Here is a 24,797-nt window from a genome sequence, read left to right on the forward strand (position 1 = left end):
GAAGTTAAGAACTACACCGGCTGGGACCATATGCGTTGTGATATGGATGCGGGGCGCTGAAATATGAAAGGACTCACAGTTTTTTTATTAATAACGCTAATCTTTTTTGCTGCGGGTTGTCAGGCGAAAGAGCCACCAACGCAGGTGGTTTATCGGTTCGATGACCATCGTTACCTGGAACTCAAAGGATGGGATTGTGAAGGCGAGCTCTGGTATACGGACACGAAGCGAGGGATTCATAGTCAGGTATGGAGCCAGTTTTATCGGATATTTACCCGAAAATTTATCCATGCTTCTGAGCGGTATATGGCGATTTCATCATGGGGTGGAGGATTTACAGTATCAAAAGACTATGGTCAAACCTGGACGGGAGCCCATTACTCTCCAGGAGAAAACGAACCGAACGGAGAAGACAGACCACCATATGACGATATTCTTTCCTTCACCGTCGTCAACGATCAGGGTTTTTTACAGACGAAACATCGGCTGTATATGTCGTCAAAGCCGTTCGACGATCCGCGCGTTTTGCCAGGAGGTTCGGGTATTCATTATGAACTGCCTGATGGTGTTAAAGGGGATATCAAATATGGTTCTGCAGGTTGGGCCTGGGGACTGGTTTACATGACTAAACAGGGATTGAAAGGCACCGTTCAGGAGCTTCAGAGTAGCTGGCAGGATCAGCCGGATACAGTGCCAGAAGTGAAGGGCTACACCGGCTGGGATCATATGCGGTGCGACATGGATGCAGGGCGATAAGGAGTAAACATTAATGAAAGGCGTCATTCGATTAAACGATCCGCTGGTAAGCGGAGGGAAAGTGATTACCGCGTCTGGTGCAGATTTTATGGGAAGGCCTGTAGCGCTGAAGGGGGATAAAGTTCAGTGCCCCCAACATAAAGGAATATTTGCCATCTCTGACTGTCATGCGTCATGGACGATGTACGGGCGTGGCGTAGTGATTGATGGCTGTAAGGCCGAGTGTGGTTGCGTGATAAAAACTACGTTACCGGTAGCGGGGGTGGCCTGATGAAGTGGTGGCTATTTCCGAAGCAAGTCGACCCTGAACAAGATAAATTTCCTGACTTTTCAGTGTTTATAATTTTTATCAGCGTAATCGGTATTTGCACTTTTTTCCGTGCGATCACATGGCCTGCTAATAAACATGTGGATATGGAGTTTGCAGTACAGGCCATAATAATGCCTCTGGCTTTGTTGGTTACTTTGCTTGAATTATTTCTTCTCGTCCTGAATGGTTTTCGTCATTACGCCGAGACTCGCCTGCTTATCGCCGCCACACAGGAATATAAGCTCCAGACTTATGCACGCCGTCATTTAATACTTGCGGGCTGGTCTGCGCTAACGCCGCTGGAAGAGCCTGCACTTAATATGCTCCGGCTGGAAGGCGAGTTTCCCCTCGTTCCCAAAACACCCTTAAAAATTCCGCTGGCCGATGAATTTGATTACACCCGTAATGAACAGTTTTTTTGCCGGCTACTGGAGCCGATGGTGGACAAGTTGAATCACCCCGGTTATCGACATGTTGAGGCAGTGGTATGGGTTAAAGGCGGAGATGAGTCATGTATTGAGGAATTGCGCAGAACGCTGGCCCGGTTGGATGTTACCGTTGAAAAAATATCGTTTCTTTCCGAGTGCCCGGACTACGCACTGATTAATGAATGGCTGGATAAAGCCGGGTATCTGAACGTGGTGCGCTTGCTGATTTGCGTGGATCTGCATGGCGAAGGGGACGAATCAAAAAGTATGGAGAATGCCACGGCATTATTGTTGAGTAACGGCTATGCCAGCATGGAGGGAGAAAAGCCAGTTTATCTTTATCAGCCAATGATTGGGATGAATGATGTGGAAACGGCAATGCCCGTTTACCTGCAAATGGAGCCCGTCAGCAAGCCAAAAATACTCTGGTATACGGGATTATCTAAAGTGCAAAAATACCCGCTCATACAGGCTCTGGATGAGCAAAAACAAGCCTCTGAAAGATTGTGTCTCGAAGATTCTCTGGGAGTAGCCTCGCGTGGTTATCGCTGGCTGGCTCTGGCACTTGCTTCAGACGCTGTAAAATATGCTCAGGGCGATCAGTTTGTAGCCATGTCAGAAAAAAATCAGTTTGCAATCACGGCACTCTCTTCGCGGTTAACCTGTTTGCCAGAAGAGCCCAGTGAGAGATATTACTCTCTGCCTTACAATAATGGTGGCACGGCGGGCATAATGTGTAGCATCTTTATCCTGTTGGTCCTTTCAGAAACGATTCAGACTGAAATGAGTAGTTTGGGTTGGTACCTTTTATTAATGGTTTTGCTCCCGCTTGTTATTTTTATCGGGCTGGGCGTGTTTGTGACTTATTTTATGGAGAATAAGGCGCGCGAACATATGTGGGGTTACTGATAAGATCCTGTGAGAAAGCGCATTAAAATATCTTTTTTAAGCTATCACCGCAGACTCCATAACGATTTTTCTTTTACATCAGTGAAGCTTTTGCTAAGAACGCTTTGAAACGCTGGTTTTGATTCGCAGATACAAAAAACCCGGCAATCTTCAGCAGAAGCACCGGGCTAATTTGTTTTTTATGGCATCCCAGGATGGACAAACACATCACAGGATTAAAATGTGGCTCCTCTGACTGGACTCGAACCAGTGACATACGGATTAACAGTCCGCCGTTCTACCGACTGAACTACAGAGGAATCGTGTGAACGGGGCGCATAATAATCATGCCCCGTATCGGTGTCAACGCAAAAAATTACGCTATGGATTCAAATGCTTAATTCTGCGTCAGTTTGCGGCTTTAATGCACCTGACCGCCTTCGGAAAAAGCGGTGGTCTCGCGCTGACGCAAGCGCAGCAGCGGATCCTGTCCGTAAAAATGACAGAAGCGCTGCCACAGCGACGGGAAGCGCGGCGCGAAAAGCTCCGGCGCGCTAAAGAAATATTCGGAGAGCACCGCGAAACACTCCGCCGGGTCGGTGGCGGCGTAGGCATCGATGCTGGCGGCGCTTTCACCCACCAAGTCTATCTCATCCTGAATATTTTCCATCGCCGCGTGCAGGTCATGCTCCCAGCCAGCCACTTCGCGCAGGGCGATAAGCGGGATGCCGCTTGCGCGATCGCCGTTACGCATATCGATCTTATGGGCTACTTCGTGAATGATGAGATTAAAACCGGACGCATCGAATGAATCCTGAATATCGAGCCAGTTGAGGATAATCGGCCCCTGCTGCCAGCTCTGGCCGGACTGCACCACGCGCTGGTTATGCACCAGCCCGATATCATCTTCCCATTCATCATCCACCACGAACGGCGCGGGGTAGATCAGCACTTCGTGAAAGCCGTCCAGCCACTCGAAACCGAGCTCCAGCACCGGCAGACAGAAGAGCAGGGCGATACGGGCGCTTTTCAGTTCATCCAGCTCAAAGCCCTGTAACGGGACCAGCCGTTTTTGCTGTAAAAAACGCTCGCCGAGGCGCACCAGCTTTTGCTGCTGTTCATCGCTCAGGCCCGCCAGTAATGGAATGGCAAGCGCCGCTTCCCAGGGAAGGGGCGCCAGTTCGGCGGTTTCATTTGCTTTCCAGGGCCACTTAATCATCTTATTGCTCGCAAACTCGTCACTTGAACAAAATCGAAGAGGCAGGGACTGTTAAAATGCCAAAGATCCTGGCATCATGGCAACCTCAAGTACGGAGAGATGCCGGAGCGGCTGAACGGACCGGTCTCGAAAACCGGAGTAGGGGCAACTCTACCGGGGGTTCAAATCCCCCTCTCTCCGCCACTATTCAAGCACTTACCGCCTCGTTTTTCAGTGATAACAATCCCGTTGAGATAAATTGAGATTAATCGCGCCGTGAATTGTGCCCATGTTCGCGTCTCGCCTGCGTGCTTTTTACCTTTCTTTGCATAATTCGGTGTGCCCAGGCGTGCTTTCTTTGCCTGTGCCGTTCACCGGGCCGGGCGGTTCATCAGGTCGACCTGATAAGGCTATTCTGCTATTTTTGGCTTTTCAGAACAGGGAAAGCAATTAAGATGGCACTCATCAAAAACGTACTGGCGCTGACGACAGGTCTCCTGGCATGTAATGCGCTGGCCGCCGAAAACTATATTCCCTCATTATATAATTTCTCCGTGATGTACGATTTTAATCCGGTGCGAGGACACGTTAAAACGCTGACAACCACTGTGCGCAGTGAAACGGAAAATTTCAGTATTACGCTAACGCTGTCTTCGCAGGGTTGTATTGAGCAATTCGAGCGCAGCGATGACGGGGCTTATGGCAATATCGCGTTGAAGCGTCAGGGAAATAATTTAACAGGCACGTTTGATAACAGCCCGCTCAGCTATGTCTTCGATAACCAGTGCAATCTGGTCAGCATGACGGACAAATACGGCGTGAAAACGTTTAAGCTTAATAACGCGGGCCTGATTGAACAGACCATGGCTAACGGCGAAAAACTCTCTGCCTACCGCTATATTGCTGGCGACAGCTTTGCCGGAAGTGAGTATTACCTGAATGATAAGGCCGCCACCTATTCAGACGTGACGTATTCCGATATCCACAATAAGCCGCTCGATTTTAAAATGAAAACGGTATTTGGCCAGGAATATACCGTTTATGGCGAAAGTACCTGTCTCTATGATGACCGGAAAGTCCCGCGCGAATGCACCGCCATCACGAAAAAAGTTCGTGATGATAAGGTTGCGCAAGAGAATCATTATTCCAGTAAAACCGCAGTGACCTGGTATTAATTCACGCTGGCGTTAATCCGCCTCCGGGCGGGTTTTTCTGCGTAAAATGCGCGCCCGTTAAACAACAGCATGCTTAACGGTTCCTGCTCTCGCTTTCAGAAAAGTGCCGTCAGCGGCGCGATCGGGTCTATTCTTACTTCAACACTGGCTGAAGATAAGCCCCGGAATTTTCAGGTTTGTCGTCCATGGGTTACCCCTGCGTGTAAAAAGGTGGGCCGGAGGCGGTTTCTGATAAACTTCAGTACGATTAATGAGACGCGGGCAGGATACGCAGGAGGTGGCCGTCGTGCCTGAGAAAAAGCAGTTTATCCGTATACTGGCGCTGGATACGCCGCTGGGCCGCAGCCTGGCCTTCTTTCTGTTTATTCTGCTGGCAGGGAGCATTGCGGCCAATGCGGTGACGCTGTATCTCTCCTGGGAGCGCACCGTCGAGGAGGCGGAGAGCAAGGCGATTAACCTGTCGCTCTCCCAGGTACGCCAGGCGGATGATACTTTTTTACAGACGGAGCTGACCTTACAGGAGATCCGCCGCAATCTGGCATACGGCTATCTGCCCGATCATGAGCTAAATGCCTCGCTTGCCGAGCTGGAGCAGCGCCTGCCGCAGCTCGACGGGTTGTTTATTTACGATACGCGCGGCGCCTGGCGTAACAGCTCGTTCGGGGAGGCGCCGTCGGAGGAAAACATTGCGCAGAGCGATGATTTTCTCTATCACAAAGATCATGGCTGGATGGGCGTGCACATCGGGCATGTCGTGCGCAGTAAAATCAGCGGCCAGCTGGTTATTCCGGTTTCTCTGCGCCTCAACGATATCACCGGCGGCTTCGCGGGCGTCGTCATGGCTACGGTGAAAATGGATTATTTCCGTCAGTTTTACAGCTATTTTGAACTGAGCAACAACGACATTCTGGCGCTGCTGCTGGTGGACGGCAAACCGCTGTACATTCGCCCCTTTGATGAAAACGTGCTGAGTAAAGATCTCTCTGCCAGCCCGCTCTTTACGCAGGTACTGTTGCGCTCGCGGCAGGGAAGCGCCACCTGGCTCTCCGCGCTCGATCAGGTCATTCGGATTTACGGATTCGCACGCTCGACGCGTTATCCGATCGTCGTGGTGGCGGGGTATGACAAAGACAATCTGCGCGCGACCTGGCTTAAAAACAGTATTCCGGATTTACTCATTAATGGCGCGCTGCTGACTGCCATCATTCTGATGGGCATCGTGCTGTTCAGGCAGGTGAGGGTCAACATTCGCGACCGCAACGAGCTGGCGACGCTACGTGACGAACTGGTCAAAATCAACCATACGCTACATTCGATGGCGATGATCGACGGCCTGACGGGGCTTGCCAACCGGCGCCGTTTTGACGCCTTCCTTGAACAGGCGCTGGCGGATTCCGCCGTGACCGGACTCCCCGTTTCGCTCATTCTTATCGATGTCGACTTTTTCAAACGCTATAACGATAACCGCGGTCATGTCGCCGGGGACGCCTGTTTACGCCGCATCGGCGGCGTGCTGCAACAGGCCACTTTTAACCATGGCGATCTGGTGGCGCGCTACGGCGGCGAAGAGTTCGCGATTATTCTCTCGCAGACTGCCTCAGACGACGCGCTGCATGTGGCGGAAAAGGTAGTGCGGATGGTCAGAGAGCAGGCGTTGCCGCACCCGGATACCGAGCTGCCCGAAGGCGTGGTGACTATCAGCGCAGGCTGTTACAGCATGACGGCGGATGGCAGGATGGCGTGCCTGACCGAGCTTATCAAAGGGGCGGATGAGGCGCTGTATCAGGCCAAAAGCACCGGCCGCAACCGCGCGGTGCGTCTGCCCTAATGGGTGCGTTAGCCTGTCGCCTGCTGCATAAAGCGGATAAACGCTTCACAGGCGGACGACAGGCCTTTATGCGGCGCGTAGATGAGCGAGAAAGGACGTGTTCGCCCACGGGTCTGGCGGAGGACCTCCGTCAGCAGGCCGTTTTCCATAAACGGTCGCGCGATAAAATCATACGTCTGGCAGATGCCCGCGCCGCTGACGGCAAGCGAGATAACGCCCAGAATGTCATCAGAGACCTGAATCTGCCCCTTCGGCGTCCACTCGACTGGCTTTTCCTCCTCGCACAGGCTCCACTGCGCGACACGTCCGCTGCTCGGCATAATAAACGGCAGGCAGCGATGATTTTCCAGATCCGCTCGCTGCTGCGGCTCGCCGTGCTGGCGCAGGTAGGACGGCGCGGCGACCAGACACAGCGGCGCCTCCTCCAGCTTACGCGCGACCAGGCGACTGTCCGGCAGCATGCCCAGACGGATCGCCAGATCGTACCCCTCCGCCACTAAATCCACGTTACGGTTGGTGATGTTAAGCTCAACGGTAATGCCCGGATATTGCGCGGCGAAACGCGTCAACAGCGCCGGGAGCCGGTAATGCGCGTAGGTGGTCGGCGCGCTTAGCCTGACATGGCCCACCGTCTCGGCCCCACGCCCCTGGATATCGCGCTCGGCGCGTTCGAAAACGCTGAAAGCGCTGCACGCCTGTTCGTAATAGTGCCGCCCGGCCTGCGTCAGGCTGAGCTGACGCGTGGTGCGCCTCACCAGTTGAACCCCAAGGCGCGTCTCAAGCCGCGTCAGCGCGCGGCTCAGCACCGATGCCGTTGTACCCAGCGCCACTGCCGCCGCGGTGATCGAGCCTTTCTCAATAATCGTCACAAAGATTTCCACATCGCTGAGATGGGCAAAGCGTCGGCTCATTATGTCTCCTGAAGAACAAATGAATGTCTTTGGCGGTAGTTTATCCACTTTTAAGGAAACACTACAGTGTGTGCAGAACGCAGGCGAGGCTTGCGAATCCACCGACATGAACAGGAGTACATCGTGAAAATCGTTCGTCATCTCGCGCTCGCCGCAGCGCTGGGCCTCTCTGCGCTGAACGCGCACGCCGCCAGCGTACTGGTGGTGCTGTCTGACGCTGACCATCTGGATCTCAAAGACGGCAAGGTGTTCCCGACAGGGTTTTATCTGAATGAGCTGATGCAGCCGGTAAAACGTCTGCTGGACGCCGGGCATCAGGTCACGTTTGCCACGCCGAACGGGCTGGCGCCGACGCTCGATAAATCCTCTGACGACAAAATGTATTTTAACAACGACGTCAACGCGTGGCGCACGCATCGCGCGCTACTCAATAAGCTCAGGCTCACTTCGCCTGCGTCTTCGCCGGTTATCAGCCTGGCGCGCGCCGCGCAGCGCGGCTACGGCGAGTTCGATGCTATCTACATTCCGGGCGGCCATGCGCCGATGCAGGATCTGCTGACAAGCTCGGCGCTCGGACAGGCGCTGGCCGCGTTCCATGCCGCCGGTAAGCCGACGGCGCTGGTCTGTCACGGCCCCATCGCGCTGCTCTCCACGCTGCCGGACGCCCCGGCGTTTACCCGACAACTGGCGGAAACGGGCCACGCCGCGGCGCAGCGCGGCTGGATCTACGCGGGCTACCGGATGACGGTCATCAGCAATGCGGAAGAGGAGATAGCCAAAGGCCTGTTGCCGAAAGGCGGCGCGATGAAATTTTACCCGCAAACCGCGCTTGAGCAGGCGGGCGGAAAGTACAGCAGCAATAGCGAACCGTTCACGTCGCATATCGTGACGGATCGTGAACTGATCACCGGCCAGAACCCGGCTTCGGCGACGGCAGTAGCGCAGGCGCTGCTGGAACGTCTCCACTAACCCCTGACGCACTGCATTAAGGAACCAAAATGGATCTGCAACTGAACAACAAAACGGCGATAGTGACGGCGGCGACGGCAGGCATTGGCCTTGCCATCGCCCGGACGCTGGCGCAGGAAGGCGCGGCGGTCACCATTACCGGTCGCGACCGCGAGAAGCTGGCCGAGGCGGTAGCGGCGATTGAAACCGGGGCAACAGGCAGCCGCGTCACCGGTGTACTGGCGGATGTCAGCACGCCAGAAGGCGTTGCTACGCTGATCGCAAACCAGCCTGAGACGGATATTCTGATCAATAATCTCGGGTTTTATGAGGCGACGCCCTTTGCGGAAATTACCGACGACGCGTGGCTGCGGATGTTTGACGTGAACGTGATGTCCGGGGTGCGGCTCTCCAGGCACTATTTCCCGCAGATGCTGGCGAAGAACCAGGGCCGCGTCATTTTTATCTCAAGCGAGGTGGGCGCGTTTACGCCGCCGGATATGGTGCACTACGGGATGAGTAAATCGGCGCAGCTTGCCGTGTCGCGCGGCATGGCGGAGTTAACCAAAGGCACCGGCGTGACGGTGAATAGCGTGCTGCCTTCCGCCACGCGTTCAGAAGGCATTATGGAATATCTGCGACAGACCGCGCCGCGGCCGGGTATGACCGACGCGCAGGTCGAAGCGAATTTCTTCGCCACGTATCGTCCGAGCTCGCTGATTGCGCGCATGATTGAAGCCGATGAGATAGCCGCAGTGGTGGCGCTGCTGGCAAGCCCGCTGGGGGCGGCGTCGAACGGCGCGGCGGTACGCGTTGAAGGCGGCACATACCGCTCGATTCTGTAATCAGACGCGGGCTGAGCGTGACTCCATCAGGCCCGCAGAGACTAAAAAACCCGCACCGGCGGGTTTTTTAGCGTCGCTTATTCGTTGACCAGCCACATATCGGCTTCGTCGAACATCTCTTCCAGCATCCGGTTCAGCTTTTCGCGATCGTTTTTAGTGGCGTCGGAATTCAGACCGTTGGCCTGCATTGGCTTAACACGCACGTCAGCATCTGGGAAGATGCGGTGTACGCGGCGGGTCAGCTCGGCCAGGATAATCTCACGCGCGCCGGGCAAGCCTGCGACATTGCGTTTGTCATAAACCAGTTCAACAAACATGGAAAACTCCACAGTATGGATATATATACAGTCCTGGCACACTATAGCGCCCGTATGACGTCCGGTAAAGTGGAGAGTGAGGGCGTGCGCGAAGAAGCGTGAAAAATAAAAAGGCCCGCGTGCGGCGGGCCTGAAAGGGGATGCGCGTGACGCGTCAGAACTGATACACCATGCCGATACCGACGATGTCATCGGTCGCAATGCCGTTGTCTTTGTAGAAGTCGTCGTCTTCATCCAGCAGGTTGATTTTGTAATCAACGTAGGTCAGGAAGTTTTTGTTGAGATACCAGCTGGCGCCGATATCCGCGTATTTAACCAGATCGTTGTCCTGGTACTTCCCGGCATGCCACAGGTCTTTGCCGCGGGACTGCAGGTACGCCAGCGACGGACGCAGGCCGAAATCGAACTGGTACTGCGCCACGATTTCGATGTTCTGCGTTTTGTTAGCGATACCGTCGCCGTCGCCATACGGCGTCATGTTGCGGGTTTCGGCATAGGTGGCGGCCAGATAGATATCGTTAGCGTCATATTTCAGACCGGCGGCCCACGCATCGGCGCGATCGCCGCCCGCGACGATAGAGTCGCCACGGCCATAGTTGACCTGTTTTGCGGTACGATCGGCGCTGGAGTAAGCGGCGGACGCGCTAAAGCCCATGCCGAAATCGTACGTGGTGGACAGACCGAAGCCGTCGCCGTTCTGGGTCTGGATACCGTGACCGCCCGCGGTGCCTTCGTTGCCGTTGCCATCGTCTTCGTTATTGCCCTGGTATTGCAGCGCGAAGTTAAGCCCTTCGACCATGCCGAAGAAATCGGTGTTGCGATACGTCGCCATACCATTACCACGACCCACCATGTAGTTGTCGCTGTAGGTATAGGAGTCGCCGCCGAACACCGGCAGCATATCGGTCCAGGCTTCGACGTCATAAATCACGCCATAGTTACGGCCGTAATCGAAAGAGCCGTAATCGCCATATTTCAGGCCTGCGAAAGCGAGTTTGTTATAGGAGGTGTTGCTGTCCTCCGGGCTGTTGGCCATGATTTTGTAGTTCCACATGCCATAGCCGGTCAGGTCCGTGCTGATTTGGGTTTCGCCTTTAAAGCCAAACTCCATATAGGTGCCATCGCCGTCGTCGCCCGGGTTATCGGAAAACGTATGACGCGCGTCAACTTTACCAAACAGATCGAGTTTATTGCCGTCTTTATTATAAATCTCTGCCGCATTGGCAGCGCCTGCGAATAATAATGCGGGTACAACAAGAGCCAGTACTTTTCTTTTCATTATCAATTTCCTTATCGTCATAAATAATATCAATGATTGGTGTAAATGAATGACGTGGCGGAACGTTGTCCGCGGCACGCATATTAGCAGAATGAAATTTCGCGACGAAGATTATTTTATTGAGAAGGGCGCGGCTGAATTTAAATTATTTGCGTGGGTTATTTAATCGATTACTTTATTATTGATATCAATTTATTTAGTCCGAAATAAAAACACGTCATTAATAATAATGACGCCCGGCAGGGCACGTTAAGCCGCATGGCGCCTGGCTTCAGGGGAGATATATAGTTGCTGTAAAAGGCAAGAGCGCAAGGATATTGTTTCCTTGGGAATTATTATCACGGTAATTAATTTTCGGAAAACAGAAGGGTATGAAATCGGCTTAATGATGCCAGAAGACGTCCGTTTTCAGTATTCAGAATGGGGGTGCCGAAAATAAATACATGAACCCTTCATTTTCGCGTGATGGCTTTAACGGGCGAGGAAAAATAATCAGATCTATTGCACTGCGTTATACATTAACGCCCGGCGCATACGGCTCGCAGGGAGACATCGACGCGCGCAAAAGCGCGCAAAGCGTGCTAATTTTGTGATCTGCATTACAGAAACAAATCGGGTTGACCCGCGCACAAGGAGCCTTTATGTCGCTAACCCACTGGCAGCAGCGTTTTGACGACTGGCTGCATCAAAGCTGGAATCAGGACGATAAAGCCCATGATGTCGCGCACTTTCGCCGCGTCTGGAATACGGCCCAGCAGATCATGGCAGGCAGCGAAGCCAACCGCCTGGTAGTGCTGACCGCCTGTTACTTCCACGATATCGTTAATCTTCCCAAGAATCATCCGCAGCGCCATCTGGCTTCGACGCTTGCCGCCCAGGAGACGCTGCGCATTCTGGAGACTCACTTTCCCGATTTCCCCCGCGACGCGTATGACGATGTGGCCCATGCGGTGCGGGCGCACAGCTTCAGCGCCGGGATAGCCCCCACGACGCTTGAGGCGAAAATCGTCCAGGACGCCGACCGTCTGGAGTCGCTCGGGGCCATCGGTCTGGCGCGGGTCTTTTATGTCTCCGGCGCGCTGGGCAGGGCGCTGTTCGACAGCGAGGATCCGCTCGCGCAAGATCGTGAACTCGACGACACCGCCTGGGCGCTTGATCACTTCCAGAAAAAACTGCTGACGCTGCCTTCCACCATGCAAACTGAGGCGGGCAGGGCGCTGGCGCGCCATAACGCCGATTTTCTCGTTCACTACATGGCCAAGCTTTGCGCCGAGCTGAAAGGCGATTTTTGCCAGCTTGATGAAGAGGTGTTGCGGCGCTTTATTCAGGTCACGCCTTAACCGCAGCCCCGCGCGAAAGTGTGTTACTCTGTCAGATATCGGTTTTGTATGGCGAAGGTAATGCTCGACAATCACTCTGTTACTGAGGATGTACTGGCAGGCGCGGATCTTAACGCCGCCCCTGCGCTGAGCGCGCACGCGCTGCTGCAAAAAGTGCTGGAGATTTACGACACCAAAACGCTGGTGGCTATCTTAAATGACGCAGGTGAAAAACGCTGGAGCCGCGCCAGGCTGAAACGCCAGCAGCTCATCGCGGGCGGCGCGCGCCTTGGCGCCGAAGAGTATCGCCGTCTTCTTGCGCTGCTCCCCACGCCGCCGCGCCATCATCCGAACTACGCCTTTCGCTTTATCGATCTCTTCGCCGGTATCGGCGGCATCCGCAGCGGCTTTGAAGCCGCAGGCGGGCAGTGCGTGTTTACCAGCGAATGGAACAAACACGCGGTGCGCACCTATAAAGCTAACTGGTACTGCGACCCGCAACTGCACCAGTTCAATGAAGACATCCGCGACGTCACGCTAAGCCACAAGCCCGAGGTGAGCGACGAGGCCGCCGCCGACCACATCCGCGCGTGCATTCCGCCGCATGACGTTCTGCTGGCGGGCTTTCCGTGTCAGCCGTTTTCGCTGGCGGGCGTGTCGAAGAAAAATGCGCTGGGCCGCGCGCACGGTTTCGCCTGTGAAACCCAGGGCACGCTCTTTTTCGACGTGGTGCGTATTATCGCCGCGCGTCAGCCCGCGATCTTCGTGCTGGAGAACGTCAAAAACCTTAAGAGTCACGACAAAGGCAATACCTTTCGCATCATCATGCAGACGCTGGATGAGCTGGGCTATGAGGTGGCGGACGCCGCTGAGATGGGCCCGGACGATCCGAAAATTATCGACGGCAAACATTTCCTGCCCCAGCACCGCGAGCGCATCGTGCTGGTGGGCTTTCGTCGCGATCTCAACCTGCACGACGGCTTTACGCTGCGCGCGTTGCCTGAGCTCTACCCGGCGCGACGCCCGGCGTTTGGCGAGCTGCTCGACCCGACCGTCGACGCGCGCTATGTACTGACGCCGACGCTGTGGAAATATCTCTACCGCTACGCCCAGAAGCATCAGGCGAAGGGCAACGGCTTCGGCTATGGCCTGGTGGACCCGCAAAACCCCGCCAGCGTGGCGCGCACTCTCTCGGCGCGCTATTACAAAGATGGCGCGGAAATCTTAATCGATCGCGGCTGGGATAAAGCGCTGGGCGAGCAGGATTTTGATGATGCGGCCAACCAGCAGCGCCGCCCGCGCCGCCTGACGCCGCGCGAATGCGCGCGGCTGATGGGCTTTGAAGCGCCGCAGGGCCACGCGTTTCGCATTCCGGTTTCCGATACTCAGGCCTATCGCCAATTCGGCAACTCGGTCGTGGTGCCTGCCTTTGCCGCCGTCGCCCAACTACTGCGCCCGCGCATCGCGCAGGCGGTGCGTCAGCGTCTGGAGAAGACCGATGGCGGACGTTCATAGCAAGGCCATTCGCAGTAAAAATATGCGCGCCATCGCCACGCGCGATACCGCCATTGAAAAGCGGCTCGGCGCGCTGCTCACAGAACAAGGCTTTACCTTTCGCGTACAGGACGCCGCGCTCGCCGGACGTCCTGATTTTGTGCTCGACGACTACCGCTGCGTCATTTTCACCCACGGCTGTTTCTGGCATCACCACCACTGTTATCTCTTTAAAGTGCCCGCTACCCGCACCGATTTCTGGCTCGATAAAATTGGCAAAAACGTGGCGCGCGATAAGCGCGACGTGGCGTCCCTGTTAAAAGAGGGCTGGCGCGTCCTGTTAGTCTGGGAGTGCGCGTTGCGGGGGCGCGAAAAGCTTGCTGACGAGGCGCTTGCTGAACGGCTGGAAGAGTGGATTTGCAGCGGCGGGGCGCACGCCGAAATAGACATTCAGGGTATACACGCCCTTGACGGCGAGCCGCCTGCGCCGCTCGCCGGTTAAGCGTGACTTCTCTGCTTACAGCGCCTTTACGACCGGTTTGGCTGGCAGCAGATATTTACCGAGCGTTACCAGCAGTACCGCCACAATAATCACACCCAGCGCCATCCATTCCATCTGTGACAGGCTTTCCCCGCCAAAGCCGGTGCCGAGCAGCACCGCCACGACCGGGTTGACATAGGCGTAGCTGGTGGCGACCGCAGGCGAGACGTTGCGGATAAGGTACATATAGGCGTTAATGGCGATAACCGATCCAAACAGCGCCAGATAGCCCACCGCCAGAAAGCCGGAGAGGTCGGGCATCGTCGTCATTCGCTCGCCGGTCAGCAGTGACGCCGCCATCAGCACCAGCCCCGCCGCCAGCATCTCAATCGCGCCTGCCATCATGCCGGTCGGCAGTTCGATACGCGAGCCGTAGACCGAGCCGAATGCCCAGCTTAACGAGCCAATCAGAATCAACAGCGCGCCCCAGGGGTTGCCGTTCAGGTTGCCGCCGCTGTTTAACAACACGATGCCTGCAAGGCCGATGGCGACGCCCAGCCACTCCAGCTTGCGGGTCTGGATGCCGAAGAAACGGCTGAAAATGAGGGCGAAGAGAGGCACGGTCGCGACCATCACGGCGGCGATGCCTGACGGCACATGCTGATGCTCAGCGACCGTCACAAAGCCGTTGCCGACCGCCAGCAGAAGAACGCCAATCAGCGCCGCGTTCAGCATCGGTCGCCGCGCCGGGAGCTTATGGCCGGTCGCCAGCAGATACGTCAATAGCAGGACGCCCGCGCACAGAAAGCGCACGCCCGCCATCATAAACGGCGGCCAGCTTTTCACGCCGACGGCAATAGCAAAATAGGTGGAACCCCAGATGATATACAGCGCGAACAGCGCGCCCAACAGCGGTAAAACTCGACCGAAACGCATACGCCCTCACGACGCGAAATAAAGAACGCTTATAGTGAACGATAAAATTATTGCCGAGGCGAGGTTTTTAATTGTTTCACTTAGGTTAATTTTGCGTTGACAGAAGGTGGTAGTTTCGGGGCCACGGCTTTTGCTCCATACTTAACACTCCAGAATCACAACACGAAGGAATGAAATTTTGGCCGGAAGTAGTTTATTAACGCTGCTGGATGATATCGCCACCTTACTGGACGATATCTCAATGATGGGAAAACTCGCGGCAAAAAAGACCGCAGGCGTACTGGGCGACGATCTCTCGCTTAACGCGCAGCAGGTGACCGGGGTACGCGCTAACCGCGAGCTGCCGGTGGTCTGGGCGGTGGCGAAAGGTTCGCTGCTCAATAAACTGATTCTGGTGCCGCTCGCGCTTATCATCAGCGCCTTTGCGCCCTGGGCGATTACGCCGCTGCTGATGGTCGGCGGCGCGTTTCTGTGCTTCGAGGGCGTGGAAAAGGTGGTACACAGCCTGCACGCGCGCAAACATAAAGAGACGCCGGAGCAAAAGCAACAGCGTCTTAACGACATCGCAAAGCAAGACCCTAAAGTCTACGAGCGCGATAAAGTGAAAGGCGCGGTGCGCACCGATTTTATCCTCTCGGCGGAAATCGTCGCCATTACGCTTGGCATCGTGGCCGAAGCGCCGCTGTTAAACCAGGTGCTGGTGCTGAGCGGGATAGCCATTCTCGTGACGCTCGGCGTGTATGGCATCGTCGGGGTTATCGTGAAGCTTGACGATATGGGCTACTGGCTTGCGGATAAGCGCTCGGCGCTGGCGCGCGGCGTCGGCAAAGGGCTGTTGGTCACGGCGCCGTGGCTGATGAAGGCGCTCTCGATCCTCGGCACAGTGGCGATGTTCCTGGTGGGCGGCGGCATTGTGGTGCATGGCATCGCGCCGCTGCATCACGCCATTGAACACTGGGCGCAGAGGCTCGGCGGTATTGGCGCGGCAGTGATGCCCACCGTGCTGAATCTGGTGCTCGGTTTTATCATCGGCGCCCTTGTGCTCGCGGTTGTTTCGCTTATCGGACGGCTGCGCGGCAAACCGGCGCACTGAGAATAGTCCTGAAATTTGCGGCGTGACAGGCGAAAATCGCGCGCGTTGACTATCTTCTGGATGTTTTCACACTGATAAAGGAGGCAGTCATGGTCTTTTTAGTCAGCGATGAAGTCCAGCGCAAAAAGAGTGGTCAACGCATGGTTGTGACCGGTTATTCGAGCGGCATGGTGGAATGCCGCTGGTATGACGGGTACGGCGTGCAGCGGGAGGCGTTTCGTGAAGACGAACTCCTTCCGGGCGAAAGGAAGTCTCGCGAAGAGCGTCGTTGAAATAACGCCCGGCCATTGCGCCGGGCGTTTTCTTTCCTTCCCCATCCTGTAACAGATCAACGACATCCTTTCACGTTACAGGCGACAATCCGTAAAAAAACGGCCACACTTTTAATATCCGCGCCGCCTGGTATTATCTGAGCCGCCCGATCTTCACTCAACCTCAACGAGTCGAGCCTTTATCAGTACAGGGAGTCTGACGTGCCTGACAAGATACTCATCAGCCGCTGGCGGACCAAAAACCCCATACGGGTCGTCAACTTCTGTTTTTGCGTCGTATTTATCTTCTCCACGCTGCTGACATGGCGTGAGGGTGTGATTTTGCAGGATGCGTTTATCTCCTCGCAGCGCAACCAGCTTGACAGTATCGCCACGGCGATGGACCGCAATCTGCAATACAGCGTTGATAAATTGCTGTTTTATCGCGCTGGTATGCGCTATGCCATGCACAATCTGCTGGAGGGCCCGCAGACCGACGCCGTGATGGCAGGCTTCAACGCGGATCGCCACAAGCGTGAATGGACGCTGCCTACGGGGCGCGATCTGGCGCCGGAGATACAGGGCGTGTCGGATGCGTTTATCGCCCAGAGTACGCTGCTTGAGCGCGACGAGGCGCTGTTATACAACGAGCTGAACGCCACGCTGGCGCTCGGCCATATGCTGAGCATCGCCGATGCCCGTAGCGAGCGCCCGGAAGTGCGTACCTTCTATGTCTCGCGCGCCGGGTTTTACCTCACCAATCTGCCGTTTTTCGGCCACGGAAGCATTCCGGAGCTCTATTATCAGCAAGTCAGCAGCCGCTGGTTTCTCGATCAATCTTTACGGCGCAATCCCGGACGCGGCGTGCGCTGGCTGCACGGGCGCGATCTCAGCATGCCGTCCGGCCAGCGCGTTACCGCCAGTATTCCGCTGGATGATAACGGCCGCTGGTTTGGCGTGCTGGCGATGGATTTCCCTATCCCTGCGATGCGTGATTTCCTGAAAAACGCGCTCAATGATGACGACAGCGGCGGCGAGATCCTGCTGTTCGATCGCCAGCTCAGCCCCATCACCACCACCTCGTCCCGCAACGACACCGCGCTGCACTTCACGGCGCAGGATAAAGCGGCGCTGGCGCGCCAGATGGAGCTTGCCAACGAGGGCGACGCGCGCATGGATACCCGTTTTATCGCCTGGGCAAAGCTCGACTATTTCGACGGCGTACTGGTGAAAGTCACCACGGTGTCCCAGAGCGCGGAAGGGAAATTCGGCAAGGTGGCGATGGTGCTCGGCCTGCTGTGGCTGCTCTTTACCGCCATGCTGTTTATCTCCTGGCGGGTAATCGTGGGCATGGTGCGCAATATGCTTACCATGCAGCGTTCGCTGAAGTGGCGCGCCTGGTACGATACGCTCACCCGGCTGTATAACCGCGGCGCGTTCTTTGAGCGCGCCCGTCTGGCCGCGAAGACATGCGACGCGCAGCAGGCGCCGTTCTCGGTTATCCAGCTCGATCTCGATCACTTCAAGAGCATCAATGACCGCTACGGCCATCAGGCAGGGGATAAGGTGCTGACATGGGCGGCGGGGATGTTAAGCCGCTCGCTGCGCGCGGAAGATATTGCCGGGCGCGTCGGCGGCGAAGAGTTCTGCATTATCCTGCCGGGTACGCCTTCGGAAGGCGCGCGGCATGTGGCAGAGCGGATACGCCAGCGTATTAACAGCCAGGAGATCCTGGTGCGCCCGGACACCACCATTCGCATCAGCGTGTCCGTCGGCGTCAGCGAAGCGTTACGGGACGGCGATTACGATTTCGAGCATCTGCAATCGATAGCCGATCGCCGGCTGTATCTCGCCAAACAGCGCGGGCGCAACCAGGTGTGCGACGAAGGGTAGGGCTTACGCCTTACCCAGAAAGTGATCGAGCCCTTCGCGAAACCCCGCGGGGCCGCTTTCCGTCGTGCGAAAGACACGCTGCGGCTCATCCTGCTTTAGCGTGACGCCCTGACGGTTAAGGCCCTTCACCACCACCGCAAAATCGACGTTATCCAGAAGCGACGCGTCGTCCGGCCCGTCGCCAAGCCCAAGCGTGGTGCGCAGTGAGCCTTCACGCTTGCGGTATTGCTCCTTAAGCCAGTTCACCGCCTGGCCTTTGCCGCCGCGCGCGTCCAGCACATGCCAGAATCGGCCGCCCTCAATCATCATCAAACCGAGCGCCTCAAGGCTTGCGGTAAAGCGCGCCAGGTTGTCGTCGCTGTCGCGCCAGATAACGGTCTCTGAAGCCTCCAGCAGCTTCGCCATCGCCGCGAGTTTCGGGTTAAGCCCGGTCCATTCGGCAATGGTTTTCTCGTCGACATCGCTGAAGCAGAAAAGCTTATAGCCGTGCTCGTCGCGCAGGCGATTGATCACCGCGAGAATATCGTCATGAGGAATGCCGTTCAGCAGGCGAAGGAAATCGGGGTTATCTTCCCAGCGGGCGTCAAGCTGGATAATCGCGCCGTTCTCGGCGATAAATGGCTGCCCGGAGAGCCCCAGCGCGTCCTGTAATGCGACGATCTCCGCTGCGGTTTTGGTGCTGGAGAGAATAACCGGCACCTGATGGTCGATAAGGCGCGTGAGCCACGCCTGCGCGGGCTCCCACTCATGCGTGTTCGGATCAAGCAGCGTGCCGTCAAGGTCGGTAATCACCAGCAAATCGTCATTCAGATGCGCCATGTTGGCTCCTTTTTATGCGCTGCCGACTACGCGGCTGACCAGGAATAATCTCAATTAATCGGCCTCGTTTGCAGGGTTATTACGGGATCGGTTCCATGGAAGGCGCGCGGTTGTTGGCTTACAGTGAATATATCTTCGCATAATATTAGCAGTGTATTATTCACCGAAAGAATATATCCTTGTGTAGCAAGATTTTTGCGGTATGTTGTTCATCGACATCAGTTTCCCTGGTGTAACGAATTTTAAGTGCTTCTTGCTTTCGCAAGCTTATCCCGGCTCCCCAGGCCGGGATATTTTTATGCTCAGCGGTTCACTTCGCTCGGCCCCGTGTCGCGGATATCCAGTTCGAACTCCTCGCCAAGCTCCCGACACGCATCCTGCCTGCGCGCATCCGCCTGCGTCGGGGAGACGCTTTCTGGCGTGTGCTGCTCGTCTTCGCTAATCACCTCAATCGCGCCCAGCAGAGCGTCGATATCGGCCTGCGGCGTTTCTGGCGTTGGGTTTTCCGGTTTCATGGCATTTACCTCAGGCGGCCCCATCACGCTAATTATAGCTCTCCTTACGCGGGCGCTACCCTGTACCCGGTGCCAGCAAAGCGGTTTTGTTCTACACTGGCTCAATAGTGATAAGAGGAGCAGTTATGAACGTTAACGATAGGGTTACCGTTAAGACGGATGGCGGGCCGCGCCGCCCAGGCGTCGTGCTGGCCGTTGAGCCTTTTAATGAAGGTACGATGTATCTGGTTTCGCTTGAGGAGTATCCGCTGGGAATATGGTTCTTTAATGAGAAAGATCACCCGGACGGCGTATTTGTCGAAAAAGTAGAATAACGCGTCATACTTTCTGCTTATTGTTACGCCGCCCCGTTAATTCGGGGCGGCGTTATTTTACGGCAGGGTTCATCCTCGCCTGAGCGATACGATGAAAAATTCATTTATCCTTCCGGCGAGCGCCAGAAGCGAAGCGTGCAGGGTACAGGGTAAAAGTAATATATGGCGTTAGCGCATATTCACAAAAATGCCGTTGGTGACGTTATCGGTCAACCGGACGACATGATAGATCACTTGCTTATTATGGGTCTTGATTTTACGTTTTATATTGCCTTTATGTGACGAAACGGTTTTGGCCTTAATATTCATCTGATCGGAAATCTGAATCGTATCCTGGCCCGACATCCACATTTTCAGCATACTGGATTCAGTACGGCTTAAAGAAAGTGTAGGCAAACTGATTTTGCCGATGCACTGCATATCTTTGGTTAAATAATCTCCCAGAATGGCATCCAGCGACTCCGGTTTAATGGATTTAGAGCTAATTAACAGATTTTTACGCACCCGTAAATATTCATCAAAGTGAATATTAGCAATCGCCATAAAAACGATAAATAACGTACCGGGATGCTGATTAATGATGTGCTTTATATGCTGACTGCTTTCGGGATCGTGAATAAAACAGTCTTCATTAATAAACACCACATGGGGCTTACGTAACTGACAGGCTTCTTCCAGAGTTTCAACGCTATCAGCATGAAATATCTGTCGTTTCCTCACTCCTCTCGTCGATAAATAACCGGTTAGCCCGAGCCTGGTATAGCTGCAGAGATCCATAATAATCGTTGACATAGCCTACCCTCACTAAACGCGTTATCCGTTAAAGCACAACGATTGCTCCACCAGCCTGAGAACGACCGCCGTTCTGCTAAGACCAGCATTTACGGGATAATAAAGCGTCAAACGGCGTACCGCAGACCGATAGCGTGAATCGTATCAGCCGGGTATCGAAGTCATTCAGGCGACCCCAACTATCCCGTAAAGTTACGTATAATTTGCCAGGAAAGTTCTTAAAGTAAAGAGGCGATCCGGTTCTGTGAGAGGCGTAAAATCATTAATTCCGCCTGGGATGTATGGTCAGCCGGAGAATATATTCTCCACATTAGGAATATCCTTAGGATGACCATTTAAAAAGAGGGGTTAACCCTTAGCAGGAATTTCGCTAACGATATCAGTCAACAAGTGAAATATTTCTGCGAATAAATGTTCACAGAACGGTGCTATTAAAGGCATTAACGCGGCCAGAACGATTATCCCAATACTCAGCGTCAGCGGGAAGCCAATAGCGAAAACGGTCAGCTGCGGCGCCATACGGTTTAACAGGCCAAGCGCCAGGTTTAATGACAGCAACAGCGTAATCATCGGTAGCGCCATCATAACGCCGTTAACAAATATCAAACCGCCGGCGCGGGAGAGCGCCATAAAGGCGTTGCTGTTAATCGCTTCACCGCCAATGGGCAGGGTATAAAACGTATCGGCAAGAATGGAGATAAGCCACAGATGACCGTTAACCGTGAGAAACAGCAGCATCGCCAGCATGTCGATAAAACGCGCCAGCACCGGCATATTCAGGCGGCTGCCCGGATCGAAAAACGTGGCGAATGACAGGCCCATTTGCAGCCCGATAAGCTCGCCTGCGGTACGCACCGCCGCGAACGCGAACTGCATGGTAAACCCGATGGCGACGCCGATGAGCATTTGCTGTAGCCCCAGCCACAGCCCTTCGAGCGAGAAAATCGGCACGTTGCTGCCGGGAATATTCGGCGCAAGCGCAATGGTAATCAGCAGCGCCAGACCAATTTTGACGCGGATGCTGATGGAGCGCTCGCTCAGGATAGGCGCGGTGCTGATCAACGCCAGCACCCGCAGCAGCGGCCAGAAGTACAGAGTCAGCCAGTGAAGCCACTGGTCGCTGGTGAATTGCAGCATGGGCGCGGCCGTCAGCCGATGATATACGGCAGGTTGGAAAACAGGGTGCGCATATAGTCGAGCAGCAGGTTGAGCATCCACGGGCCCGCCGCCACGATAACCACAAACACCGCCAGGATTTTCGGAATGAACGACAGCGTCATTTCGTTAATCTGGGTAGCCGCCTGCAAAATACTGATAAACAGGCCGGTAACCAGCGCCACCAGCAGCAGGGGCGCGGCAAGCGCGAGCGCGACTTTCATGGCTTCCGTGCCCATCATCATGACCGATTCTGGCGTCATCATGCACCTCGTTAACTGTAAAAGCTTTGGGCAAGCGAACCGACAAGGAGCTGCCAGCCATCGACCAGCACAAACAGCATCAGCTTGAAGGGCAGGGCGATAGACGCAGGCGGCACCATCATCATCCCGAGCGCCATTAATACGCTCGCCACCACCAGATCGATGATCAGGAAGGGGATAAACACGGTAAAGCCAATCTGGAATGCGGTTTTCAGTTCGCTGGTGACATACGCGGGCAGCAGGATGCGCATCGGCACCGCTTCCGGCCCCTGAATCGGCTGCGTATTGGCAAGCTTCGCGAACAGCGCCAGATCCGCCTCGCGGGTCTGACGCAGCATAAATTCACGCAGCGGTTGCGCGCCGCGGTCGAGCGCCACTTCCATCGAAATTTTGTTTTCGGTGAACGGCTGATAGGCGTCGGAATAGATCTTATCGATAACCGGCGACATGATAAAAAAGGTCAGGAACAGCGCGAGGCCCAGCAGCACCTGGTTTGGCGGCGCGGAGGGGGTGCCGAGCGCGTTACGCAGCAGACCGAACACAATAATGATGCGCGTAAAGCTGGTCATCATTAACAGAATGGCGGGCAGGAACGTCAGCGAGGTGATAAACACCAGCGTCTGTACCGGCAGCGACCAGCTCTGACCGCCGCCAGACATCGGCTGGCTGACAAGACCCGGCAGTTGTGCCATCGCCGGCGCGGCCAGCAGGCCGAGCGCGAGGAAAGAAAGATTCAACCAACGACGCATTACTTTCTCCCGCTACGCTTAAGCAGATTTTTCATCAGGTTCTGGAATTCAGCGCCAGGCACGGTTTCCGGCTCCTGCGCGGGCGGCGCAGGCGGGAGGGTGTGCAGCGGCGTAATCGAGGTGGCGGTCACGCCCAGCACCAGGCGGGCGTCTTCCACTTCGACAATCACAATCTTTTCGCGAGCCCCAACGCTCAGGCTGCTGTGAAGCTTCAGACCACGGATCCCGGTGGTTTTAGCCGCGAAGCCAAAACGCTTTGCCATCCAGGCAAACAGCAGAATAAAGAGGATAATCAGCGTTAGCGCGCCGCTTACCTGGATTAAGGATGAGCCGGCGTCGGGCATTGCCGGCTGTGGGACAGTGGTCTGATTTTTCATTTAACGACTCAGGCGACGCATACGTTCTGACGGGGTGATGATATCGGTGATGCGCACGCCATATTTATCGGCGACGACCACGACTTCACCCTGAGCAATCAGGTAACCGTTAATCAGAATATCCAGCGGCTCGCCGGCGAGACCGTCAAGCGCGACCACGGAACCCTGCGTCAGACGCAGCAGCTCTTTGATGGTCATGCGGGTGCGGCCCAGCTCCACGGTGAGTTTCACCGGGATATCCATAATCAGGTTGATATCCTGCAACGCGCCGACCATGTCGCCGCCTTCCAGCGCGCGGAACACGCTGTCCGCCGAACTCTTGCCCGCGGTTTTCTGCTCGCTCAACGCATCGGCCCACAGATCCTCTGCGGAATCGCCGGTGCCTTTTTGTTCGTTCAATGCATCAGCCCACAGATCGTCCACGTCACCTGCTTTTTCATCGGACGGTTTGTTAATGTCACTCATTGGGCTGTTCCTCATTCAGCGAATTCAAAATTGGGTTGATCAAATGTTCAACGCGCAGGGCATATTGTCCGCTCACGGTGCCGTACTGACTGGTGAGAACCGGTACGCCATCCACGTGCACCAGAATGCGATCTGGCTTCTCAATGGGCAGCACATCGCCTGGCTTCAGCTTCAGGATCTTCGAGAGTCGCAGCGGGATCTCGGCGAAGTTGGCAATCAACTCCAGCTCCGAGTGCTGAACCTGGCGTACCAGGTTGTCGCGCCAGTGCTGGTCTTCCTGACGGGAGTTTTCCAGCGGCGGGTTGACCAGCAGCTCGCGCAGCGGCTCAATCATGCTGAACGGCAGGCAGATATTAAACTCGCCGGTCAGGTTACCAATCTCGACGTGAAACGGGGTGTTAACCACGATATCGTTCGGCGAGGTGGTGATGTTGGTGAATTTCACCTGCATTTCTGAACGCACATACTCTACGTCCAGCGGGTTAATCGCTTTCCACGCGTCGCTGTAGGCTTCAAGCGCCAGCTTGAGCATACGGTTGATGACGCGCTGTTCGGTGTGGGTAAATTCGCGGCCTTCCACTTTAGTCGGGAAGCGGCCGTCACCGCCGAACAGGTTGTCCACCGCGATAAACACCAGGCTTGGCGAAAACACAAACAGCCCGGTGCCGCGCAGCGGTTTTAAATGAATCAGGTTAAGGTTGGTCGGCACCGGCAGGTTGCGGGCAAACTCGTGGTAAGGCTGAATACGAATCGCCCCCACGGTGATGTCCGGGCTGCGGCGCAGCAGGTTAAACAACCCCATACGGAACTGGCGCGCGAAGCGTTCGTTGATAATCTCCAGCGCCTGGAGGCGCTCGCGCACCACGCGACGCTGGGTATTGGGATCGTAGGGGCGGATGTCGCCATCGCCGCCTGTCGCTTGCTGTTCCGCGCTCTGCTCGCTGTCGCCGTTTAACAGCGCATCGATTTCGGCCTGAGAAAGAATGCTGTCGCCCATG

At 55.5% G+C, this 24,797-nt stretch carries 28 protein-coding genes and 2 tRNA genes; 15 read left to right on the plus strand and 15 right to left on the minus strand.

Annotated features, from left to right (window positions below; translation table 11 throughout):
• The first annotated feature begins 63 nt into the window (after positions 1-63).
• Genes AACV31_RS01825 through AACV31_RS01835 form a run of 3 tightly spaced genes read left to right on the plus strand, consistent with a single transcriptional unit; the run spans position 64 to position 2,403 of the window.
• Positions 64-756 carry a T6SS immunity protein Tli3 family protein gene (locus AACV31_RS01825; protein ID WP_165154618.1) on the plus strand — a complete coding sequence of 231 codons (693 nt, stop codon included), beginning with the start codon at positions 64-66 and terminating at the stop codon, positions 754-756.
• Between the two features lie 13 nt (positions 757-769).
• The gene (locus AACV31_RS01830; RefSeq protein ID WP_075199157.1) at positions 770-1,027 is read left to right on the plus strand and encodes a PAAR domain-containing protein; all 258 of its coding nucleotides are present in this window, start codon (positions 770-772) and stop codon (positions 1,025-1,027) included.
• Positions 1,027-2,403, plus strand: a complete 1,377-nt coding sequence (locus tag AACV31_RS01835; protein ID WP_165154615.1) for a hypothetical protein — start codon at positions 1,027-1,029, stop codon at positions 2,401-2,403. Before AACV31_RS01830 ends, AACV31_RS01835 begins: the two co-directional genes overlap by 1 nt.
• 223 nt (positions 2,404-2,626) lie before the next feature.
• Here the strand turns inward: AACV31_RS01835 and AACV31_RS01840 are convergent.
• A tRNA-Asn gene (locus tag AACV31_RS01840) sits at positions 2,627-2,702 on the minus strand.
• A gap of 101 nt (positions 2,703-2,803) precedes the next feature.
• Positions 2,804-3,601 carry a DgsA anti-repressor MtfA gene (gene mtfA / locus AACV31_RS01845; protein WP_165154612.1) on the minus strand — a complete coding sequence of 266 codons (798 nt, stop codon included), beginning with the start codon at positions 3,599-3,601 and terminating at the stop codon, positions 2,804-2,806.
• A 93-nt stretch (positions 3,602-3,694) separates the two neighbouring features.
• Between mtfA and AACV31_RS01850 the strand changes: the two genes are divergently transcribed.
• From AACV31_RS01850 to AACV31_RS01860, 3 genes are all read left to right on the plus strand, one after another.
• Positions 3,695-3,784: transfer RNA gene (locus AACV31_RS01850), tRNA-Ser, on the plus strand.
• A 251-nt stretch (positions 3,785-4,035) separates the two neighbouring features.
• Complete coding sequence (locus tag AACV31_RS01855) at positions 4,036-4,755, plus strand: YnfC family lipoprotein (RefSeq protein WP_165154609.1); 720 nt, start codon at positions 4,036-4,038, stop codon at positions 4,753-4,755.
• Positions 4,756-5,041: 286 nt separating this feature from the next.
• Positions 5,042-6,583, plus strand: a complete 1,542-nt coding sequence (locus tag AACV31_RS01860; RefSeq protein ID WP_165154605.1) for a GGDEF domain-containing protein — start codon at positions 5,042-5,044, stop codon at positions 6,581-6,583.
• Between the two features lie 8 nt (positions 6,584-6,591).
• Here AACV31_RS01860 and AACV31_RS01865 read toward each other — a convergent pair whose 3' ends face one another.
• Positions 6,592-7,494 carry a LysR family transcriptional regulator gene (locus AACV31_RS01865; protein ID WP_165154601.1) on the minus strand — a complete coding sequence of 301 codons (903 nt, stop codon included), beginning with the start codon at positions 7,492-7,494 and terminating at the stop codon, positions 6,592-6,594.
• 123 nt (positions 7,495-7,617) lie between these two features.
• On the opposite strand from AACV31_RS01865, the gene AACV31_RS01870 reads away from it, so the two are divergent.
• Together AACV31_RS01870 and AACV31_RS01875 are read left to right on the plus strand one after the other, a co-directional pair.
• A complete protein-coding gene (locus AACV31_RS01870) occupies positions 7,618-8,463 on the plus strand; it encodes a type 1 glutamine amidotransferase domain-containing protein (protein ID WP_165154597.1) in 846 nt (281 codons plus the stop codon).
• A gap of 29 nt (positions 8,464-8,492) precedes the next feature.
• Positions 8,493-9,287: an SDR family NAD(P)-dependent oxidoreductase gene (locus AACV31_RS01875; protein WP_105537764.1), complete on the plus strand. Its 795-nt coding sequence runs from the start codon at positions 8,493-8,495 to the stop codon at positions 9,285-9,287.
• Positions 9,288-9,364: 77 nt separating this feature from the next.
• On the opposite strand, the gene AACV31_RS01880 is transcribed toward AACV31_RS01875, so the two are convergent.
• Together AACV31_RS01880 and ompC are read right to left on the minus strand one after the other, a co-directional pair.
• A complete protein-coding gene (locus AACV31_RS01880) occupies positions 9,365-9,604 on the minus strand; it encodes a DinI family protein (RefSeq protein ID WP_007699307.1) in 240 nt (79 codons plus the stop codon).
• A gap of 154 nt (positions 9,605-9,758) precedes the next feature.
• Positions 9,759-10,883 carry a porin OmpC gene (ompC, locus tag AACV31_RS01885; RefSeq protein WP_105537766.1) on the minus strand — a complete coding sequence of 375 codons (1,125 nt, stop codon included), beginning with the start codon at positions 10,881-10,883 and terminating at the stop codon, positions 9,759-9,761.
• A gap of 641 nt (positions 10,884-11,524) precedes the next feature.
• Between ompC and AACV31_RS01890 the strand changes: the two genes are divergently transcribed.
• Genes AACV31_RS01890 through AACV31_RS01900 form a run of 3 tightly spaced genes read left to right on the plus strand, consistent with a single transcriptional unit; the run spans position 11,525 to position 14,198 of the window.
• Entirely contained in the window at positions 11,525-12,223 is a 699-nt protein-coding gene (locus AACV31_RS01890; RefSeq protein WP_075199165.1) for a phosphohydrolase, read from the plus strand.
• 60 nt (positions 12,224-12,283) lie between these two features.
• Positions 12,284-13,717 carry a DNA cytosine methyltransferase gene (locus AACV31_RS01895; RefSeq protein WP_234006126.1) on the plus strand — a complete coding sequence of 478 codons (1,434 nt, stop codon included), beginning with the start codon at positions 12,284-12,286 and terminating at the stop codon, positions 13,715-13,717.
• The gene (locus AACV31_RS01900; RefSeq protein ID WP_161588567.1) at positions 13,701-14,198 is read left to right on the plus strand and encodes a very short patch repair endonuclease; all 498 of its coding nucleotides are present in this window, start codon (positions 13,701-13,703) and stop codon (positions 14,196-14,198) included. Before AACV31_RS01895 ends, AACV31_RS01900 begins: the two co-directional genes overlap by 17 nt.
• Before the next feature lie 15 nt (positions 14,199-14,213).
• Here the strand turns inward: AACV31_RS01900 and yedA are convergent, their stop codons facing one another.
• Positions 14,214-15,113, minus strand: coding sequence for a drug/metabolite exporter YedA (gene yedA / locus AACV31_RS01905; protein ID WP_161588568.1), 900 nt, complete (start codon positions 15,111-15,113; stop codon positions 14,214-14,216).
• A gap of 178 nt (positions 15,114-15,291) precedes the next feature.
• Between yedA and AACV31_RS01910 the strand changes: the two genes are divergently transcribed.
• From AACV31_RS01910 to dgcQ, 3 genes are all read left to right on the plus strand, one after another.
• The gene (locus AACV31_RS01910; protein WP_165154595.1) at positions 15,292-16,206 is read left to right on the plus strand and encodes a DUF808 domain-containing protein; all 915 of its coding nucleotides are present in this window, start codon (positions 15,292-15,294) and stop codon (positions 16,204-16,206) included.
• A gap of 89 nt (positions 16,207-16,295) precedes the next feature.
• Positions 16,296-16,478, plus strand: a complete 183-nt coding sequence (locus AACV31_RS01915) for a YodC family protein (RefSeq protein WP_007769259.1) — start codon at positions 16,296-16,298, stop codon at positions 16,476-16,478.
• 201 nt (positions 16,479-16,679) lie between these two features.
• Positions 16,680-18,350 (plus strand): cellulose biosynthesis regulator diguanylate cyclase DgcQ, encoded by a 1,671-nt coding sequence (gene dgcQ, locus AACV31_RS01920; protein WP_075199169.1) that lies wholly within the window; start codon positions 16,680-16,682, stop codon positions 18,348-18,350.
• 3 nt (positions 18,351-18,353) lie between these two features.
• Here the strand turns inward: dgcQ and AACV31_RS01925 are convergent, their stop codons facing one another.
• The gene (locus AACV31_RS01925; RefSeq protein ID WP_165154593.1) at positions 18,354-19,169 is read right to left on the minus strand and encodes a mannosyl-3-phosphoglycerate phosphatase-related protein; all 816 of its coding nucleotides are present in this window, start codon (positions 19,167-19,169) and stop codon (positions 18,354-18,356) included.
• Between the two features lie 302 nt (positions 19,170-19,471).
• A complete protein-coding gene (locus AACV31_RS01930; protein WP_165154591.1) occupies positions 19,472-19,684 on the minus strand; it encodes a DUF2525 domain-containing protein in 213 nt (70 codons plus the stop codon).
• 125 nt (positions 19,685-19,809) lie between these two features.
• On the opposite strand from AACV31_RS01930, the gene dsrB reads away from it, so the two are divergent.
• A complete protein-coding gene (gene dsrB / locus AACV31_RS01935; protein ID WP_007670278.1) occupies positions 19,810-19,998 on the plus strand; it encodes a protein DsrB in 189 nt (62 codons plus the stop codon).
• Between the two features lie 168 nt (positions 19,999-20,166).
• Here the strand turns inward: dsrB and rcsA are convergent, their stop codons facing one another.
• From rcsA to fliM, 7 genes are all read right to left on the minus strand, one after another.
• Positions 20,167-20,790, minus strand: a complete 624-nt coding sequence (gene rcsA / locus AACV31_RS01940; RefSeq protein ID WP_007699277.1) for a transcriptional regulator RcsA — start codon at positions 20,788-20,790, stop codon at positions 20,167-20,169.
• Between the two features lie 348 nt (positions 20,791-21,138).
• Positions 21,139-21,927 (minus strand): flagellar biosynthetic protein FliR, encoded by a 789-nt coding sequence (gene fliR, locus AACV31_RS01945; RefSeq protein WP_165154589.1) that lies wholly within the window; start codon positions 21,925-21,927, stop codon positions 21,139-21,141.
• An 11-nt stretch (positions 21,928-21,938) separates the two neighbouring features.
• On the minus strand, positions 21,939-22,208 hold the full coding sequence (gene fliQ / locus AACV31_RS01950; RefSeq protein WP_004388139.1) for a flagellar biosynthesis protein FliQ: 270 nt from the start codon (positions 22,206-22,208) through the stop codon (positions 21,939-21,941).
• An 11-nt stretch (positions 22,209-22,219) separates the two neighbouring features.
• Entirely contained in the window at positions 22,220-22,957 is a 738-nt protein-coding gene (gene fliP / locus AACV31_RS01955; RefSeq protein ID WP_007769278.1) for a flagellar type III secretion system pore protein FliP, read from the minus strand.
• Positions 22,957-23,334, minus strand: coding sequence for a flagellar biosynthetic protein FliO (fliO, locus tag AACV31_RS01960; protein ID WP_015741714.1), 378 nt, complete (start codon positions 23,332-23,334; stop codon positions 22,957-22,959). Before fliO ends, fliP begins: the two co-directional genes overlap by 1 nt.
• Positions 23,335-23,799 carry a flagellar motor switch protein FliN gene (gene fliN / locus AACV31_RS01965; protein WP_105582587.1) on the minus strand — a complete coding sequence of 155 codons (465 nt, stop codon included), beginning with the start codon at positions 23,797-23,799 and terminating at the stop codon, positions 23,335-23,337.
• The gene (gene fliM, locus AACV31_RS01970; RefSeq protein WP_007769282.1) at positions 23,792-24,796 is read right to left on the minus strand and encodes a flagellar motor switch protein FliM; all 1,005 of its coding nucleotides are present in this window, start codon (positions 24,794-24,796) and stop codon (positions 23,792-23,794) included. The genes fliN and fliM overlap by 8 nt, the downstream gene beginning before the upstream one ends.
• Between the last annotated feature and the right edge of the window lies 1 nt (position 24,797).

The sequence above is a fragment of the Cronobacter sp. EKM101R genome (assembly GCF_963888145.1).
Taxonomy (GTDB): Bacteria; Pseudomonadota; Gammaproteobacteria; order Enterobacterales; family Enterobacteriaceae; genus Cronobacter; species Cronobacter turicensis.

Excerpts from the sequence above, each read along its gene's own strand:
- AACV31_RS01825 (WP_165154618.1), top strand. The coding sequence starts at position 64 with ATGAAAGGACTCACAGTTTTTTTATTAATAACGCTAATCTTTTTTGCT.
- AACV31_RS01830 (WP_075199157.1), top strand. The coding sequence starts at position 770 with ATGAAAGGCGTCATTCGATTAAACGATCCGCTGGTAAGCGGAGGGAAA.
- AACV31_RS01835 (WP_165154615.1), top strand. The coding sequence starts at position 1,027 with ATGAAGTGGTGGCTATTTCCGAAGCAAGTCGACCCTGAACAAGATAAA.
- mtfA (WP_165154612.1), bottom strand. The coding sequence starts at position 3,601 with ATGATTAAGTGGCCCTGGAAAGCAAATGAAACCGCCGAACTGGCGCCC.
- AACV31_RS01855 (WP_165154609.1), top strand. The coding sequence starts at position 4,036 with ATGGCACTCATCAAAAACGTACTGGCGCTGACGACAGGTCTCCTGGCA.
- AACV31_RS01865 (WP_165154601.1), bottom strand. The coding sequence starts at position 7,494 with ATGAGCCGACGCTTTGCCCATCTCAGCGATGTGGAAATCTTTGTGACG.
- AACV31_RS01875 (WP_105537764.1), top strand. The coding sequence starts at position 8,493 with ATGGATCTGCAACTGAACAACAAAACGGCGATAGTGACGGCGGCGACG.
- AACV31_RS01880 (WP_007699307.1), bottom strand. The coding sequence starts at position 9,604 with ATGTTTGTTGAACTGGTTTATGACAAACGCAATGTCGCAGGCTTGCCC.
- ompC (WP_105537766.1), bottom strand. The coding sequence starts at position 10,883 with ATGAAAAGAAAAGTACTGGCTCTTGTTGTACCCGCATTATTATTCGCA.
- AACV31_RS01890 (WP_075199165.1), top strand. The coding sequence starts at position 11,525 with ATGTCGCTAACCCACTGGCAGCAGCGTTTTGACGACTGGCTGCATCAA.
- AACV31_RS01895 (WP_234006126.1), top strand. The coding sequence starts at position 12,284 with ATGCTCGACAATCACTCTGTTACTGAGGATGTACTGGCAGGCGCGGAT.
- AACV31_RS01900 (WP_161588567.1), top strand. The coding sequence starts at position 13,701 with ATGGCGGACGTTCATAGCAAGGCCATTCGCAGTAAAAATATGCGCGCC.
- yedA (WP_161588568.1), bottom strand. The coding sequence starts at position 15,113 with ATGCGTTTCGGTCGAGTTTTACCGCTGTTGGGCGCGCTGTTCGCGCTG.
- AACV31_RS01915 (WP_007769259.1), top strand. The coding sequence starts at position 16,296 with ATGGTCTTTTTAGTCAGCGATGAAGTCCAGCGCAAAAAGAGTGGTCAA.
- AACV31_RS01925 (WP_165154593.1), bottom strand. The coding sequence starts at position 19,169 with ATGGCGCATCTGAATGACGATTTGCTGGTGATTACCGACCTTGACGGC.
- AACV31_RS01930 (WP_165154591.1), bottom strand. The coding sequence starts at position 19,684 with ATGAAACCGGAAAACCCAACGCCAGAAACGCCGCAGGCCGATATCGAC.
- dsrB (WP_007670278.1), top strand. The coding sequence starts at position 19,810 with ATGAACGTTAACGATAGGGTTACCGTTAAGACGGATGGCGGGCCGCGC.
- rcsA (WP_007699277.1), bottom strand. The coding sequence starts at position 20,790 with ATGTCAACGATTATTATGGATCTCTGCAGCTATACCAGGCTCGGGCTA.
- fliR (WP_165154589.1), bottom strand. The coding sequence starts at position 21,927 with ATGCTGCAATTCACCAGCGACCAGTGGCTTCACTGGCTGACTCTGTAC.
- fliQ (WP_004388139.1), bottom strand. The coding sequence starts at position 22,208 with ATGACGCCAGAATCGGTCATGATGATGGGCACGGAAGCCATGAAAGTC.
- fliP (WP_007769278.1), bottom strand. The coding sequence starts at position 22,957 with ATGCGTCGTTGGTTGAATCTTTCTTTCCTCGCGCTCGGCCTGCTGGCC.
- fliO (WP_015741714.1), bottom strand. The coding sequence starts at position 23,334 with ATGAAAAATCAGACCACTGTCCCACAGCCGGCAATGCCCGACGCCGGC.
- fliN (WP_105582587.1), bottom strand. The coding sequence starts at position 23,799 with ATGAGTGACATTAACAAACCGTCCGATGAAAAAGCAGGTGACGTGGAC.
- fliM (WP_007769282.1), bottom strand. The coding sequence starts at position 24,796 with ATGGGCGACAGCATTCTTTCTCAGGCCGAAATCGATGCGCTGTTAAAC.